Annotated in this window: 10 protein-coding genes; 7 read left to right on the forward strand and 3 right to left on the reverse strand. The window is 57.3% G+C overall.

Annotation, left to right across the window (positions count from 1 at the left end; all coding sequences use genetic code 11):
- The first annotated feature begins 25 nt into the window (after nucleotides 1-25).
- The 3 genes from C8R31_RS05875 to C8R31_RS05885 all read left to right on the forward strand — a co-directional run bounded on the left by C8R31_RS05875 (nucleotide 26) and on the right by C8R31_RS05885 (nucleotide 5,779).
- Nucleotides 26-1,669 carry an efflux RND transporter periplasmic adaptor subunit gene (locus C8R31_RS05875; RefSeq protein ID WP_107693123.1) on the forward strand — a complete coding sequence of 548 codons (1,644 nt, stop codon included), beginning with the start codon at nucleotides 26-28 and terminating at the stop codon, nucleotides 1,667-1,669.
- A gap of 1 nt (nucleotide 1,670) precedes the next feature.
- A complete protein-coding gene (locus C8R31_RS05880; RefSeq protein ID WP_107693124.1) occupies nucleotides 1,671-4,808 on the forward strand; it encodes an efflux RND transporter permease subunit in 3,138 nt (1,045 codons plus the stop codon).
- 365 nt (nucleotides 4,809-5,173) lie between these two features.
- The gene (locus tag C8R31_RS05885) at nucleotides 5,174-5,779 is read left to right on the forward strand and encodes a cytochrome c (RefSeq protein ID WP_258192576.1); all 606 of its coding nucleotides are present in this window, start codon (nucleotides 5,174-5,176) and stop codon (nucleotides 5,777-5,779) included.
- A 977-nt stretch (nucleotides 5,780-6,756) separates the two neighbouring features.
- Here C8R31_RS05885 and C8R31_RS05890 read toward each other — a convergent pair.
- Together C8R31_RS05890 and C8R31_RS05895 are read right to left on the reverse strand one after the other, a co-directional pair.
- Nucleotides 6,757-7,413, reverse strand: coding sequence for a response regulator transcription factor (locus C8R31_RS05890; protein ID WP_107693125.1), 657 nt, complete (start codon nucleotides 7,411-7,413; stop codon nucleotides 6,757-6,759).
- A gap of 2 nt (nucleotides 7,414-7,415) precedes the next feature.
- The gene (locus C8R31_RS05895) at nucleotides 7,416-9,557 is read right to left on the reverse strand and encodes a sensor histidine kinase (protein ID WP_258192577.1); all 2,142 of its coding nucleotides are present in this window, start codon (nucleotides 9,555-9,557) and stop codon (nucleotides 7,416-7,418) included.
- Nucleotides 9,558-10,354: 797 nt separating this feature from the next.
- On the opposite strand from C8R31_RS05895, the gene C8R31_RS05900 reads away from it, so the two are divergent.
- The 3 genes from C8R31_RS05900 to C8R31_RS05915 all read left to right on the forward strand — a co-directional run bounded on the left by C8R31_RS05900 (nucleotide 10,355) and on the right by C8R31_RS05915 (nucleotide 12,476).
- On the forward strand, nucleotides 10,355-10,771 hold the full coding sequence (locus tag C8R31_RS05900) for a hypothetical protein (protein ID WP_107693126.1): 417 nt from the start codon (nucleotides 10,355-10,357) through the stop codon (nucleotides 10,769-10,771).
- 154 nt (nucleotides 10,772-10,925) lie between these two features.
- Entirely contained in the window at nucleotides 10,926-11,165 is a 240-nt protein-coding gene (locus tag C8R31_RS05905) for a hypothetical protein (protein ID WP_258192578.1), read from the forward strand.
- 894 nt (nucleotides 11,166-12,059) lie between these two features.
- Nucleotides 12,060-12,476: a hypothetical protein gene (locus C8R31_RS05915; RefSeq protein ID WP_107693128.1), complete on the forward strand. Its 417-nt coding sequence runs from the start codon at nucleotides 12,060-12,062 to the stop codon at nucleotides 12,474-12,476.
- A gap of 373 nt (nucleotides 12,477-12,849) precedes the next feature.
- On the opposite strand, the gene C8R31_RS05920 is transcribed toward C8R31_RS05915, so the two are convergent.
- Complete coding sequence (locus C8R31_RS05920; protein ID WP_107693129.1) at nucleotides 12,850-13,230, reverse strand: hypothetical protein; 381 nt, start codon at nucleotides 13,228-13,230, stop codon at nucleotides 12,850-12,852.
- A 186-nt stretch (nucleotides 13,231-13,416) separates the two neighbouring features.
- Here C8R31_RS05920 and C8R31_RS05925 point away from each other — a divergent pair, with 186 nt between their 5' ends.
- Nucleotides 13,417-15,693, forward strand: coding sequence for a copper-translocating P-type ATPase (locus tag C8R31_RS05925; RefSeq protein ID WP_107693130.1), 2,277 nt, complete (start codon nucleotides 13,417-13,419; stop codon nucleotides 15,691-15,693).
- Nucleotides 15,694-15,698 lie beyond the last annotated feature (5 nt).

Here is a 15,698-nt window from a genome sequence, read left to right on the forward strand (position 1 = left end):
ATCGCACGCCTATAGCGGAGCTCACGTGAAGTCCATTGTAAAAGTAACCGCCGTTGTTGCCCTGATGGCAATTGCACTAGCCGCCGGCTTCTGGTTGGGTAAAACCCGATCCCTGCCGTCCACGGACACTCCACCGGAGGTCTCGGCGCCGGAGAGAAAAATTCTTTACTACCGCAACCCCATGGGCCTGCCGGACATTTCTCCGGTGCCGAAGAAAGATCCGATGGGCATGGACTATATCCCGGTCTATGCAGGTGAACAACCGGCTTCCGGTAATGACGAGGTAAAGATCAGTCTGGAAAAAATCCAAAAGCTAGGGGTTAAAACTGAAGCAGTCACGTTGCGTGAACTCACCCGCACCGTGAGGGCGGTGTCCACGGTACAGCCGGACGAGCGCAGCCTGTACACGGTCGCGCCAAAATTCGAGGGCTGGATTCAGCGGCTCTACGTCAACACCACGGGTCAAGCGGTAAAGAAAGGCGATGCGCTGATGGATGTGTACAGCCCGGAGCTGGTGACGGCGCAGCATGAATACCTTATTGCGAAGAAAGGAACGCAACACGTCGAGAATGGGGGGCTGGATGCTATCGAGGGCATGCAGCGGCTGGGCGAGAGCGCCTTGCAGAGACTGCGCAACTGGGACATATCGGAGAACGATCTGAAGGCGGTCCGGCAGGAGGGCCGGGTCAGCCAGAACCTGACATTGCGGTCACCGGCGGGCGGCATCGTGCTGGAAAAGAGAGCGATCCAGGGGCAACGCTTCATGCCTGGAGAAATCCTGTACCAGATCGCCGATCTCTCCAGTGTCTGGATGCTCGCGGATGTTTTCGAGCAGGATCTTGCCCTGGTGCGCAAGGGCCAGACCGCCACCATACGCGTCGACGCGTACCCCGACCAACTGTTCAACGGCAAGGTGACCTATATCTATCCGACCGTGAATCCGGCGACGCGCACCGCGAAGGTGCGGATCGAACTCCCTAATGGGCAAAGGCTGCTTAAGCCGGACATGTACGGAAGGGTGGAGATCGTTTCCCAGGGGCCGAAAGAAAAAGTCCTCGCCGTGCCCGATTCGGCCGTGCTGCACAGCGGGACACGTCAGGTCGTGCTGGTTGATCTTGGTGACGGCAGGTTCGAGCCGCGAACAGTGAAGCTTGGTCCCCATGCCGATGGGTATGCTGAAGTGCTGGGCGGGCTGAAGGAGGGGGAAAGGGTGGTGGTCAAAGCAAACTTCCTCATCGATGCCGAAAGCAATCTCAAGGCCGCGCTGGGCGGTTTTGGGCACGGCGGCCAGGGGGGGCATGGCGCCCATGGCTCAGCACCCGACGAGCGGCGAAGCGTTCCCGGCTCGGCTCGCGCCTCCGCCCAACCCGAAATCCATCGCGGCGAAGGCATTGTCGAGGCAGTCGACTTTGCCCATGCCATCGTAACGCTGGCGCACGGCCCCATTGCCAGCCTCGGGTGGCCCGAGATGGTAATGGATTTTCGGGTGGACCCGGCACAGCTTCGCACCTTGAAACCCGGCCAGAAGATTGCCTTCGAGATCATCGAAGAATCAGCGGGGGAGTATCTGATCGTTCGCATCGGCGCATCCGACGACGCCAAGGCACCCGCGGGGCGGAAGCAGCCGGAGCGGGACCAGCAGCGCGGGCTCAACCTGCGGAAACACTGAGATGATAGGCAATATCATTGAATGGTCGGTGCGCCACGTGTTCCTGGTGATGATCGCGGCGTTTGTGCTCGTGGCCGCGGGAGCGTACTCCGTATGGAGAACGCCTATCGACGCCATCCCCGACCTTTCCGATACGCAGGTCATCATTTACACCGAGTATCCGGGACAGGCGCCCCAGGTTGTCGAGGATCAGGTGACCTTTCCGCTTGCCACCGCCATGCTGAGCGTGCCAAAAACACGGGTGGTGCGCGGGTTATCCAATTTTGGCGTCTCCTTCGTGTATGTCATCTTCGAAGACGGCACGGATATCTACTGGGCGCGTTCGCGGGTGCTGGAATATCTCAGCTTCGCTGCCAGTCGGCTGCCGAATAACGTCAGGCCGTCGCTCGGCCCGGATGCAACGGGGGTCGGCTGGGTTTATCAATATGTTCTGGTCGCGAAGGAGCGTGCCCTCGACGAGTTGCGCGCCATTCAGGACTGGTACCTCCGCTATCAGCTGACAGCAGCGCATGGGGTATCGGAAGTCGCGAGCGTGGGAGGTTTTGTAAGAAGCTATCAGGTTACCGTGGACCCGTGGCGGCTGCAAACCTACGGCGTGCCGCTAAGGAAAGTGACCGAGGTCATCGCCGCAAGCAACCGCGATGTGGGCGGGCGCGTGATCGAGATGGCGGAAACCGAGTATGTGGTTCGCGGCAAGGGCTATTTGCGTGGTATCGGCGACCTCGAAAAACTAGTGGTCAAGGCGGAAAAGGGCACCCCGGTGCTGTTGCGCGATATTGCCCGCGTCGAACTGGTGCCAGAAGAGCGGCGGGGCATTGCCGAGCTCGACGGCGAGGGAGAGGTCGTGGGCGGCATCGTAGTCGCGCGGCACGGCGAGAACGCGCTGGACGTCACCCGCAACGTCGAAAACAAGATCAGTGAAATTGCATCCGGCCTGCCGGAAGACGTGTCGGTGCAGCCTGTCTACGACCGTTCGGATCTGATCCACCGCGCCATCGCCACCTTGCATGAAGTATTTGTCGAGCAGATCGCAATCGTAGCGATTGTGTGCGTGGTCTTCCTCATGCATGTGCGCAGCGCGCTGGTAGCGATCATCATGCTCCCGATCGGCGTGCTGATTGCCTTTATCGCCATGGGCTTCCTCGGCATCAATTCGAATATCATGAGCCTGGCCGGGATCGCCCTTGCGATCGCGGAGATGACCGACGCCGCCATCGTCATGGTGGAGAATGCGCACAAGCATCTTGCGCGTCTCGATCCCGGCTCGGACGGCGCCTCCCGTTCAGACGCCGTTATCGCGGCCTGCAGGGAGGTGGGGCCCTCATTATTCTTCAGCCTGCTGATCATCACGGCATCGTTCCTGCCCGTGTTTACGCTGGAAGCGCAGGAAGGGCGAATGTTCCAGCCCCTGGCCTACACCAAGACTTTTGCCATGGCCGGTGCCGCGATCCTGTCCATTACCCTGGTTCCGGCCCTGATCTTGCTTCTGATCCGCGGCCGTATTCCTCGCGAGCAGGATAACCCGCTCGGCCGCGTTCTGATCCTGGTTTATCGTCCTGTGATCGCATGGGTGATGCGGTGGAAAACCGCCATTATCCTCGCGGCCATCGCAGTGGCTGGGGTTACGGTCTACCCGGCGCTCAAGCTTGGCACGGAGTTCATGCCTGCGCTGAATGAGGGGACCCTGCTTTTCATGCCCGTGACGCTGCCCGGTATCTCAGTTACGAAGGCGGGCGAAATCCTCCAGACCCAGGACAAGATAATCAAAAGCTTCCCCGAAGTGGCGTCAGTATTCGGGAAGGCGGGGCGCGCAAATACCGCCACGGACCCCGCGCCCCTGGAGATGACCGAGACCATCATCAACCTCAAACCGCCGGCGGAATGGCGCTCGGGCATGACCATCGATAAACTCGTGACTGAAATGGATCAGGCGCTCCAGATGCCGGGCGTCAGCAATGCCTGGACCATGCCGATCAAAAACCGGACCGATATGCTCGCCACCGGCATACGTACGCCCCTTGGCATCAAGGTGTTCGGCAAGGACCTGGGCGAAATCGAAATGCTGGCGCGGCAGATCGAGTCCGTTGTAAAAACGGTTCCCGGCACCACCAGCGTATACGCGGAGCGCACCACGGGCGGCTATTACCTCGATATCGAACCCGACCGCATCGCTTTGGCGCGCTATGGGCTGGCAGTCGGCGATCTTCTCGACGCGATTTCGATAGCCCTTGGCGGCGACAGAGTCACCACCACAGTGGAAGGACGCGAACGTTTCGCCGTCACCGTGCGCTACCCGCGCGAGCTGCGCAGCGATCCCCAGGCGATTGCCACCCAGGTGCTCGTGCCGGCGATGGGCGAAACCATGATCCCCCTCGGCCAGCTGGCAAGCGTCAGGCTTATCAAAGGCCCCCCCAGTATCCGCACCGAAAACGCGCTGCTGTCAGCTTACATTTTCGTCGACATCCACGGCCGCGACATCGGCAGTTACGTCGCCGATGCGCAACGCGCGGTACGCGAAAAGGTTCAGTTTCAACCCGGTTATTACGCAACCTGGAGCGGCCAGTTCGAGTACATGGAACGCGCGATCGAGAAACTGAAGCTGGTGGTGCCGCTCACGATCCTGGCCGTATTTCTGCTCGTATATCTGAATTTCAGTCGGCTCACGGAAACGCTCATCGTGATGCTTTCGGTCCCTTTCTCCGCGGTGGGCGGCATATGGCTGATGTATCTGCTCGACTACAACTTGAGTATCGCCGCGGCGGTGGGCTTCATCGGCCTTGCCGGGGTCGCCGCCGAGTCCGGGATGGTGATGCTCGCCTTCCTGGATCGGGCGTTCGCGCGCATTGCCGCAGAGCGAAAGGCCGCAGGCGAAAAAATTACCGTCGCCGATCTTTATGACGCCATCGTCGAGGGCGCGGTGCATCGCATACGCCCGGTAATGATGACCATTGTCGGCAGCGTGGTCGGGCTGTTTCCGGTCATGTTCAGCAGCGGCACGGGCTCCGAGGTGATGCGCCGCATTGCTGCGCCCATGGTGGGAGGCATGGTTTCCGCCACCATACTGACGCTGATCGTTTTTCCCGCAGTGTATGCACTTGCCAAGGAACTTTCGCTGCGCCAGCCGGGCAAAGAAACATGACCATGGGGCGGAGGAGGACAGGGTGGTGCGATAACAGGACACGGGAACAGGTCGGGCTCGGCACCGTCGGAAAAACCGGGCCAAAAATCGACATGAAATGGCTCAAACCCCGCCAAATGCCACCGCCTGGGCTAAGATGAATCAACAGGCAACCAAAACTGCTATGGGCCGCCATGAGCCCGGTGAGCATGAGACCTGCTATCCGGGTTCGCAAGGGTCAGCAATGCAAATAAAAATCAAGCGGGACGTTCTCCCCCACCTACCGTATCTTCACGACCGCCCGCACTCTCGTCGGAGGCAGCACCAGTTTCACTGGCGCAGGCCTTCTGGCCCGCGGAATCCACTCTAGAGAGCACCGGATGGACATGGGTACCAGGGACCGTTTCAAGCGATGGCTGAGCATGACAGGCGTGCTCGCCGGGGTTGCCCTGCTGGGCCTGGGCGCATATATCTATTCCGGTCACTACAACATTGCCGCCGACCAGCCTCACTGGTTTGCCACGACAAAGATCATAACGTCGCTGCGCGATCGTTCTATCGAACGCCGCACGCGAGATATCGTGATTCCCGATCTGGAGGATCCCGGCTTGACCCTCAAGGGAGCGGGTCAGTATGACGCAATGTGCGCGGGCTGCCATCTTGCCCCCGGCCTCGGCAATTCGGAGATAAGGCGCGGTCTTTATCCCGAGCCACCCGACCTGTCCCGAACGCGCATCGATCCGGCAAACGCTTTCTGGGTCATCAAGCACGGCATCAAGATGACCGGCATGCCCGCATGGGGGCGCACCCACGACGACATCACTCTGTGGAGCATCGTTGCCTTCATCAACAAGTTGCCTGGGATGACGTCGGAGGCATACAGGGAGATTGTAAGAGAAGCTAACGCAGAGGTAGACATGGGATCCGGGCACGGAACAGGGGGGCATGGCGCTCACCAGCATGGACATGCCCAGGGTGAATCCGGGCACTGATTCCAATCCCGCATTTGCGCTGGCACGGTATTCCGTCTCTCTGTTGATACAGATAGCGCATTGCCGCCGCGCAACCGCCGATCAGTGGTCCGGGAACCCGTAATAGTAGCCGCATAAGAAGCCGGACTTCCTGGCCGGCCACCGTAGCGGATTTTGATATGCCTTGGGCCGTCCCGGCAATAGCCAGCCGGCCACGCCAAAGCTCCACCCCAACCTTAGCCACAATCCCCTGGTTATGCATCTGTCCATAGCTCGCATTTCGCGTAAAGCATGTTGTCATAACAAGATTCGCTTTGTCTTCCCAAAATGCATATAACATCTCAAATTATGATGTTCCACGTTTACTAGATACATTATAAATGTATCTCAAGTTACTATTTTCTAATTATATATAATGGAAATTATCCAATCCAACGGCGGCCACCCCGATCCGCTCCTGGTGAATATAAAGAACAGACGCCAGGATGAAATAGATTTTTTGTTTTATTACAGCTGCCCATTGCGCTGGCGGGTCCAAGCGCAGGATGCGCGGCGTTAACGAGACTCGTGCGGGGCCTCACCGTTGATAAGAGATGGTTTACGCTATCGGTAGGAGTTCTTGCGTTCCTGCTGCGGCACGCCCTGCGAGGCTGGTGCCCGCCGCTCCCGCTATTGCGTCCCCTCGGTATAAGGACGCGCGGCGAAATCGACCGCAAAAAATTTGGGGCGAAAGCCTTGGTGGACCGGAGCACAAATGCCGGATAGAAACCGTTGCGACCAGATCGCGAAGAAACACGAAATAACGCTTTGCAGTGGGACTACAAAAGAGACCCCCCTAATAGCCGGGGCGCCATAAAGATCGCAACAGGAGAGCAGCCCTGATACGCATTATTGCCGGGAACATTATGGGCTCGCAGGATGGGCGGCACTGCTTGATCCATGAACGTGATCCATAGGATCAACGTTGGATGAAGAATTCAAACATTCGGGGCACGATGCTATTGCCCTTCCGAGACCCAGAGAGCCGCATACCGTACCAAATCAGCCGCATCTTTCAAATTCAGTTTGATACGCATGTTGTAACGATGCGTTTCAATTGTTTTAATGCTGCGATTAAGCAGGTCGGCAATTTGCTGGCTGCTATGTCCGGCTCCAATCAGATGCAGTACCTCAAACTCGGTGGGGGTCAGGGTGCTGATCAGCGGTTCGGAATTTGAATTTCCGTTCGCGATGCGCTTCAACAATCTGTCCTGTATCGGCTCGCTCAAATATAAGTTTCCTTTCAATACTTCGCGAATAGCATTCACAAGTACCTTGCCCGGCTCCTGCTTCATCACATAACCTTTCGCTCCGACCCGCAAAGCTCGTTCGGCATACACTGCCCCGTCGTGCATGGACACCACCAGCACGGGCATTTCAGGCATTACGCTATGCACCTTCTTTATTAGCTCGAATCCGGAATGGGTTTTTAGAGACACGTCCATCAAAATAATATCAGGCTGATGGCCCGCCTTGAGGATGGCCAGCGCTTCCTCGGCATCACCAGCCTCGGCAAACACCTCAATATCGGGCTCGCGATTGATAAGCATCTCCATGCCATGCCGAAACATGGCGTGATCGTCGACCAGCATTACTCGCGCTTTCGACGTTTCCATGCTTATGTTTCCTGAACCATTCGCATCTCTAACCGCACTTCGGTGCCCCCTTCGGGGCGGGACAGGAATCTCAGGGCAGCACCCAACTGGCGGGCACGGTAATGCATGATTTTAATTCCCACTCCCGTGCTGGAGCCATGCTCGGTATCAATATTGGAAATCCCGCTGCCATCGTCGCATATCGACAGGTAGAGCATTCCGCTGCCGGAGCCCAGCGAAATGACGATATGATGCGCACCCCCATGACGTATCGCATTGCTGACTGCTTCCTGTGCAGTCCGATAAAAATTAAGCGCAATCTCGTTATCGTTGATGGCAACATCATTCGCCTGGATGAATTCACAGCTGATCTTATAGGCGTCAGCAACCCTGTTTGAGAGTGCTTGCAGCGATTTCACCAAGCCATGGGTTTCCAATTCAAATGGAAGCAGGCCTTGGGCCAGTTCCTTGCATCGCCCGACCGCGCCCTGCGCTTGCCTGGCGATGGACGCAGCAATTTTCGCGGCCTTCGCGTTACCGGAAGTCGACATGTCTTGTTCCAGGGCCTCGGCCTGGTAACCGAGCGCTGCAATCTCCTGCCCAAGATTATCGTGTAATTCCCGCCCGATCGTATGCTGATATTGTTCCGCAATGGAAACCAGGGTTTGTTCCTGGCGCTTGCCCTCCAGCCATCGCTCCAGGTCGCGGGCGACGGCGTCGATTAATCTCTGCTCTTCCGGTAACAGGAAGGGGTTGTCTTCAGGGTAGAACACCCGCAACTGCCCGCACAGCCTCTTGTTCGCTGTAATGTTCGATCGCAGTTCGTGCGTAAGAACATGGGCTTGATTCTCCGAGCTGTAGCGCCTGTCGTCGAGTTCGATCATGGCGATAGCCATTTCCGGGAATCGCATTGCCGCAACCAGGTGCCTGACGATATGGTGGCAGGCGTTATCGAGCGATGATTCTCGCCCCAAGGTCCGGCGTATCTCGTAGAGGCAGGTAATTTCCTCCAGGCGCTTGCGCAACGTTTCATTGATTTTTTTGGCCTCGAGCCATTTCCCCAATTCAGCGGCAAGGGCGTCTATTAGTCTTTGTTCCTCCGGCATCAGGAAGGGCTTGTCCAGGGGATAGAATAGGCGTAACTGCCCAGGTGATGTGTTATCCGCATTAATCTTCGCGTGTAGCTCGTGCGTAAGACCCTGCTCGTGACTCGGAGTAGCAAATCGCCTGTCGTCGAGTTCAATCACAACGGTCGCCGATTCCGGGAATTCCAGAGCCGGTATCAGGTGCTTCAAAATTTCCTGGCAGACATCGTCCAGCGACAATTGCAGCCCTGCACCGCGGCGGATCTCATAAAGGCAGTTAACTTCCTTAAGCCATCGTTCCAGCTCGCGCGCGAGTGCGTCGATGAGTTTTTGCTCGTCCGGTAGCAGGAATGGCGTATCTTCAGGATAGAGAACGCCCAAATGCCCGTACAGTCTATTATTCACCGTAATGTTCGATCGCAGCTGGTGCGTCGTTCCCTGCTCACCTAACTTGTTGGCCGCACTAATCTTCGAGTGTAGCTCGTGTGTAAACCCCTGCTTTTGCCTCGCGGCAGCAAATCGCCTTTCTTCGAGTTCGATGACGACGGCAGCGGATTCTGGGAATTGCAGCACCGGTATCAGGTTTTCCAACATTTTCTGGCAGACATCCTCCAACGGCAATTCCAGACCTGATCCGCGTCGAATCTCATACAGGCACTCAATTTCCTTAAGCCATCTCTCAAGGTCGCAGGCGATTGCGTCGACGAGCTCCTGTTCTTCCGGCAGCAGGAATGACGTATTGTCAGGATAAAACACGCGCAAGTGCCCGCACAGCCTGTCGAGCACTGCAATGTTCGATTGCAGCTCGTGCATACTACCGTCGCGATAGTTCCCTGACGTGAAACACCTGCCGTCAAGTTCGATCATGGCGCTCGCCATTACCGGGAAGTGCATTGCCGGTATCAAATGGTCAAAAATCTGCCGGCAAATATCGTCCAGGGGTAATTCGGGCCCCATCCGACGGCGGCTTTCGTAGAGAGCGGTGATCTCCTTGAACCGCTCCCGCAGCGCCTTTCCCACGCTTGCGGGCTCTTCTGTCTGCCCGTTGGTTACAGCAGTCGCGACGTTTTTGCTGATCATGAGGACTCCCCCTCTTTTATTATCCGATGTTTTTTGCCGTTTTTATTCGGACTTTCCTAGTTCTGTATAGCACTAACGATAGCGATAGCGCTAAAAAATAGACCGTATGGACTATTACCGGGGATGGGGGCGCGCCTTACCACATTCTTGAATTAAGCCGCGCGACCGATGTCTGGAACCGGGTCGCCTTGGCTTGCCGCGTGAGAATAACAACCTTCAGCCTATTGTCAGCGCCGGGTGAGACCGTTTGCGCGGGCGGTGGAGAACCAATCTGAGAGGCGGGTAGAAAAGGTGGCGGATCGGAGCTATTCGTCCCACCGGTAGAAATCGGAACACAAGGTAGACGTATGTGCCGAAATCGGAACTCGGTAGTCGCAGGGGTGGAACCACGGTCGCTCAGGAATGGAAAAGAGCGAACTGTCAGATGCTCGGGCTTGGCAAACCATGCCACTGAGCCAGTGGCCTTTTCTATAGACGAGGCTAAAGCACCAGGTACCCTTCCCGCGTTGAAAAGACGGCAATGCAGGCTATCCATCGTGCACGCCTCCCGGGCTGACGCGCTCATTGGTGATCATAAGCCTCCCACGAACGCTCATTCGTGCATCGCTTAGGGGTTTACCCAATGAACATCGCTAAGGGTTTCACTGATTTTTTCTTAAGGGTTCACCTAGGGTTGCTCAAGGTTTCGCCTAGCTTAAAACCAGAGTTTCCCCAATATACCGATGATATCGACTGGAATAGGATGAAACTGCTGTCACTTCATTCACTTCATACCACTCTATTGGAGGCAACTTATCATGAAAACAGAAATAAGGAACGTTGTAGCCGCTATAGCCACGCTGGGCCTGCTGGCATCTTGCGCCCAGACCGATTTTCTTAAAGGGCAGAGGGACAGTACCAGCGCGGCTTCACCAAATACCGGGGTTTTGGGCAACCATGACGTTATTGCAAGGCGGTATGAAAATGCGGCGAAGGAACTTCTGGTAAAGGCAGAACAACGCGAGAAAATGCTCCAGCACTACGAGGACAATAGACACCTTTACGGGAGGAACGGGCAGGATTTCCAGGCACAGGCCGTGGCGATGGCCCGGAAATACAACCTGGCCGCAGAGAAAGCCGCTGCCCACGGTGCTTTTCACCGCAGGATGTCCGAACCTACAGAGCCTGATTATATCGGTGCCGGGGAGCCCGTGCATCAGGCAAGCAAACGTTAAAACAAAGCCTAGGACCGGATCGGATTCTACACCCGACTGCGAGTAACAGCGATGAGCTTCAAGAGCGTGATGATTCCAGGTACTAAAACTATATTAGCTTCGAAAGCACAAGTTTTGCTGGTGGACGATCATGCCGTGTTGCGGGCGGCGGGGCATGGCCATGCGCATCAACCTCGAACCCGATATGGAGGTGTTTGCCGAGGCCAGTAATAGCACGGAGGCGCTGGAGGAAACAGTGTACGCTGAACGCGTTTTACGGGCCGACGCGCAAGGCTATGTGATGAAGCAGGAGCCGGGCAAGGTGCTTGCGAACGCTATTTGCGAAGTATTGAAAGGGAATTTATATCTAAGCAGGCAAATACAGGCAGGATTGTTGACGCGGCTCGCGACTTGAAGTTCGGAGTCGAAACCGCGTCATCGTCGACCAGCCCCACTTGTGCTTTCGAGGTTCCCATGCTTGCGGTTCCTTCACCATTCGCCTTTCTAGCCGCTTCTTGCGCCCCTTAGGGGGAAAGGAATTTGAGCGTGGTGCCAAGCTGATGGGCACGGCAATGCATCATTTTAATTCTCATATCCCCGCGGAGCCATGCTCCGGGTCAATACCGGCAATCCCGCTGGCATCGTCGCACATCAACAGGTCAGGCTCTGGGCTAGTGCCTTGCATCGCCCACTACGTGACGCGCTTGAGTAGCGATGGACCGGGCAACTTGCGTATGCGCTACCTTAAAGGCGACATGTTCAGCTTCCGGGTCTCCGCCTGAAAGCCGATCGACCCATCTGCTGTGCAAGATTGTCGTACAGTTCCTGCCCCATCGTATGCTGATATGTTTCCGTAATGGAAACCAGCATTTACTCTAGGTCGTTGCCCTCGCCATCTCTCCAGGTAGGTTTGCGACGGCGCCGATGAGTTTCTGTTCCTGCGGAAGCAGGAATGGCTTGTCCGCAGGGCGGGGCAAGAACCCGCGCCCGCCCCATCTGGCGATCCTGCGAGAACAAATCATGCTAAATAAAGCGCAGGAACCGCTGACGGGCAGAACCCCGTGGAATCCTGTCCTCGAGGACGTATTCGCTATATAGCGTTGGTGCGGATAATCAAGGCTCGCGCGGAGCTTCTCATGCATCGCTAAGGGTTTCACTGTATTTTTCTTAAGGGTTCACCTAGGGTTGCTCAAGGTTTTGCCTAGCTTAAAACCAGAGTTTCCCCAATATACCAATGGTATGGACTGGATTAGGATGAAACTGCTGTCACTTCATTCATTTCATAACACTCTATTGGAGACAACCCATCATGAAAACAGAGATAAGGAACTTTGTTGCCGCCGTCGCCACCCTGGGCCTGCTGGCTTCCTGCGCCCAGACCGATTTTCTCAAAGGGCAGAGCGACAGTACCAGCGCGGCTTTACAAAATACCAGAGTTTTGAGCGACCACGACATTATTGCAAAGCGGTATGAAAATACCGCTAAGGAACTACTGGTAAAGGCGGAGGAACGCGAGAAATTGCTCCAGCATTACGAGGACAAAAGCTACCTCTTCGGGAGGCGCGGGCAGGATTTCCAGGCGCAGGCCATAGCTATGGCGCGAAAATACAACCTGGACGCAAAGAAAGCCGCTGCCCAAGGTGCTTTTCACCGCAGGATGTCGGAATTTGCGAAAGGTAATAATGCCGCCGCCGGGGAACCGCTGCGCCAGGTAAGCAGCAGATAAACAATGCTAGGACGCGGATCAGATTTTAGCAACCGGACTGAAAAGTAACAGAACTGCCCACTAAGAGAGCGCAATGATTCCAGGAACTGACATATGCCAGCCTCGGAAGCACAAGGGATGCCGGTGGACGATCACGCCAGATTGCGATAGGGCATGGCGATCCTCCTCAATCTTGAGCCAGATATCCAGATGTTTTCCGAGGCCAGCCGATCTATAAGGATGCGGGGAGCGCTAATCCCCCGCGATGTCAGCTGGATAGGGGATAGGAATTGAATTCACACCGCCGCCGCTGGGCCTAGCCAATTTAAGAGCGCGGGGCCAGGCGAGCCCCTCCCTTTACCGTATTACCTGCTTGCGCTTGCAAGATGGGAGATCATCGGAAATGTAGCGTGCGCCCCTTGCGGTAACGTTTAGCGACTGCGTGCGTCTCGTCAATGACGGCATCCACGAGGGTGGAGCGCTCCGCAGCACCGAGCCGCATAAATGCGGGTATCGACGTTGCCACACCCAAAACCGTGAGCTGCACAAAACGCTCTGGCGACGGCAGGTGAATATCGAGCGACTGGGGAGTAATCTGTATGTGTTGAAAGCCTGCATCACCTAGTAGCGTTCGCAGCTCATCGGCATCCGATAACGAAAACGACAATTCCACGGCGGCGATGGCAGCGCCGAGTTGTCGTGCTGTCGCTTCCAGCAGCGCCTCATACACTGGATGGCGCTGAACGTTTCGGCAGGGCTCGGACTTCGCTGACACCTCACCGACTCTCCATTATCTAGGTTGGTTATCTTTAGTTCAGTGAAGCAAAAACTGGCCTAGTATAAATTAAGTACTTGGCAGGCCCCGCGGCAATCTCGTCAACTTCTCACCCCGTGAAGCTTCGAAGGGCTCAAGGGAAGCTATTCATGGGGGAAAATCGGCAGTGCAGACCAGGAGTGGAAAATGAGTCAAGATTCGAGTCATTCCTCGCATACTCCTTATGCTCATCAGCACGCCGGTCACAGGGGGGCCGCTGAATCTGCACCTGCGCATGAGCATGCCGGGCATAAGCAGGGCGCTACCTTCGCCACAAGAACAGGGACAACGGCAACGGGGGCACGATGGACGTGCCCGATGCACCCCGAGGTCGTCCAGGATAGGCCGGGCGATTGCCCCATCTGCGGCATGACGCTGGTGCCCATCGCGGGCGCAAACCTGGGCGAAGTCGAACCTGATGATTCCGAAGCTCGTGATCTCGCCCGCCGTCTGCGGGTTGGCGTCGCCCTATCGATTCCATTGGTCGTGCTCGCGATGGCGCCCATGGCTGGCATCCATGAGCCGTTCGGACTGCAGCCACGCTCCCGCGGGTGGATTGAACTGCTGCTGGGTACGCCCGTTGTGCTCTGGGTTGGCGGACCGATCCTGCGTAAATTCTGGTTTTCGCTGGTGCATCGGGCGCTCAATATGTACACCCTCATTGGCTTGGGCGTGGGTTTTGCGTACCTCTACAGTCTGGCTGCCGTGCTGATGCCGGGCTGGTTTCCGCAGGAGTTTCGCGAACACGACGGCTCGGTGGGTACTTATTTCGAGGCCGCGGCTGTCATCGTAACGCTGGTGATGCTCGGCGACCTCCTGCAAATGCGGGCAATGCGACAGACCAGCCGCGCCATACAGCAGTTGCTGAAGCTTGCCCCCAACCAGGCCTGGCGCGTGAGCGACGACGGGACCGAAGAACAGGTGCCCCTCGACACGGTGGCCGTGGGCGACCGGCTGCGCGTGAAGCCGGGAGAGAAAATGCCGGTGGATGGCGTTGTGCTTGAGGGCGCGACACGGGTGGATGAATCGATGATCACCGGGGAGCCTATGCCGGTAGCCAAAGCCGAGGGCGACAAGGTAACCGCCGGAACCGTGAACGGCAACGGTTCGATCATCATTCGCGCCGAGCGTGTCGGCTCCGAAACCCTGCTGGCACGCATCGTTCACATGGTTGGGCAGGCGCAACGCACACGCGCATCCATCCAACGGCTCGCCGACGTCATTGCCGCCTATTTTGTCCAAGCCGTCATCGCCCTTGCTATCGTCACGGCGCTTGCGTGGTGGTTTCTCGGTCCCGAGCCGAAGTTCGCCTATGCTTTCATCAATGCCATTTCCGTGCTCATCATAGCCTGTCCCTGCGCGCTCGGCCTCGCCACGCCCATTTCCATGACGGTCGCGATGGGGCAGGGTGCACGCATGGGCGTCCTGTTCCGCAACGCCGAAGCGATCGAGCGCATGCGCGATATCGATACCGTAGTGGTGGATAAAACCGGCACGCTCACGCTGGGGCGGCCCGCCATGACCGATTTTGAGGTGGAAGGCATCCCCGAGGAGGAAGCACTTGCGCTGGTAGCAGCCGTGGAGCAGCTTTCAGAACATCCGATCGCGCACGCAATTGTCGAAGCCGCGAAAAATCGCGGCATAAAGCCCGGCCCCGCGACGGCGCGCGATTTCCATGCGCTCAAGGGCCTTGGCGTCCAGGCGGTAATCGAGGGCAAGCGCGTGCTGGTTGGCAGCCGCACTTTTCTAGCGCAGCAGGGTATCGACACGCAGCATTGGGAAGAGCAGGCCGACGCGTGGCGGACAGAAGCCAAAACCGTGGTCTACTTTGCCGTGGATGACATCGCGGCCGGGCTCGCCGCGGTGGCCGACCCCATCAAGGAAAGCACGCCCGAAGCGATTGCGGGACTACGGAGGCTGGGCGTCAATATTATCATGCTCACGGGAGACTCCCGGCGCACCGCCGATGCGGTCGCCCGGCAACTGGGCATCGACCACACCTTGGCCGAGGTGCTGCCTGAGGATAAGGCCGACCATATCAAGCTGCTGCAGGGCGAGGGACGCAAGGTGGCGATGGCGGGAGACGGAATTAACGATGCGCCGGCACTGGCGCAAGCCGATGTGGGCATCGCGATGGGCACCGGCACCGATGTAGCGATGGAAAGCGCAAGCGTAACCCTGGTCAAAGGCGATCTGCGCGGGATCGAGCGCGCGATCGTACTGTCACGCGCCACCATGCGCAACATCCGTCAGAACCTGGTTTTCGCGTTTGGCTATAACGCGCTCGGCATCCCGGTCGCAGCCGGGGTGCTTTACCCGTTTTTCGGGCTGCTTTTATCGCCTATGTTTGCCGGCGCGGCCATGGCGATGAGCTCAATATCGGTTGTGACCAACGCGCTGCGGCTCAACCGCATCAGGCTATGAGGCCG

This window comes from Nitrosospira sp. Nsp2 (assembly GCF_003050965.1).
Classification (GTDB): domain Bacteria; phylum Pseudomonadota; class Gammaproteobacteria; order Burkholderiales; family Nitrosomonadaceae; genus Nitrosospira.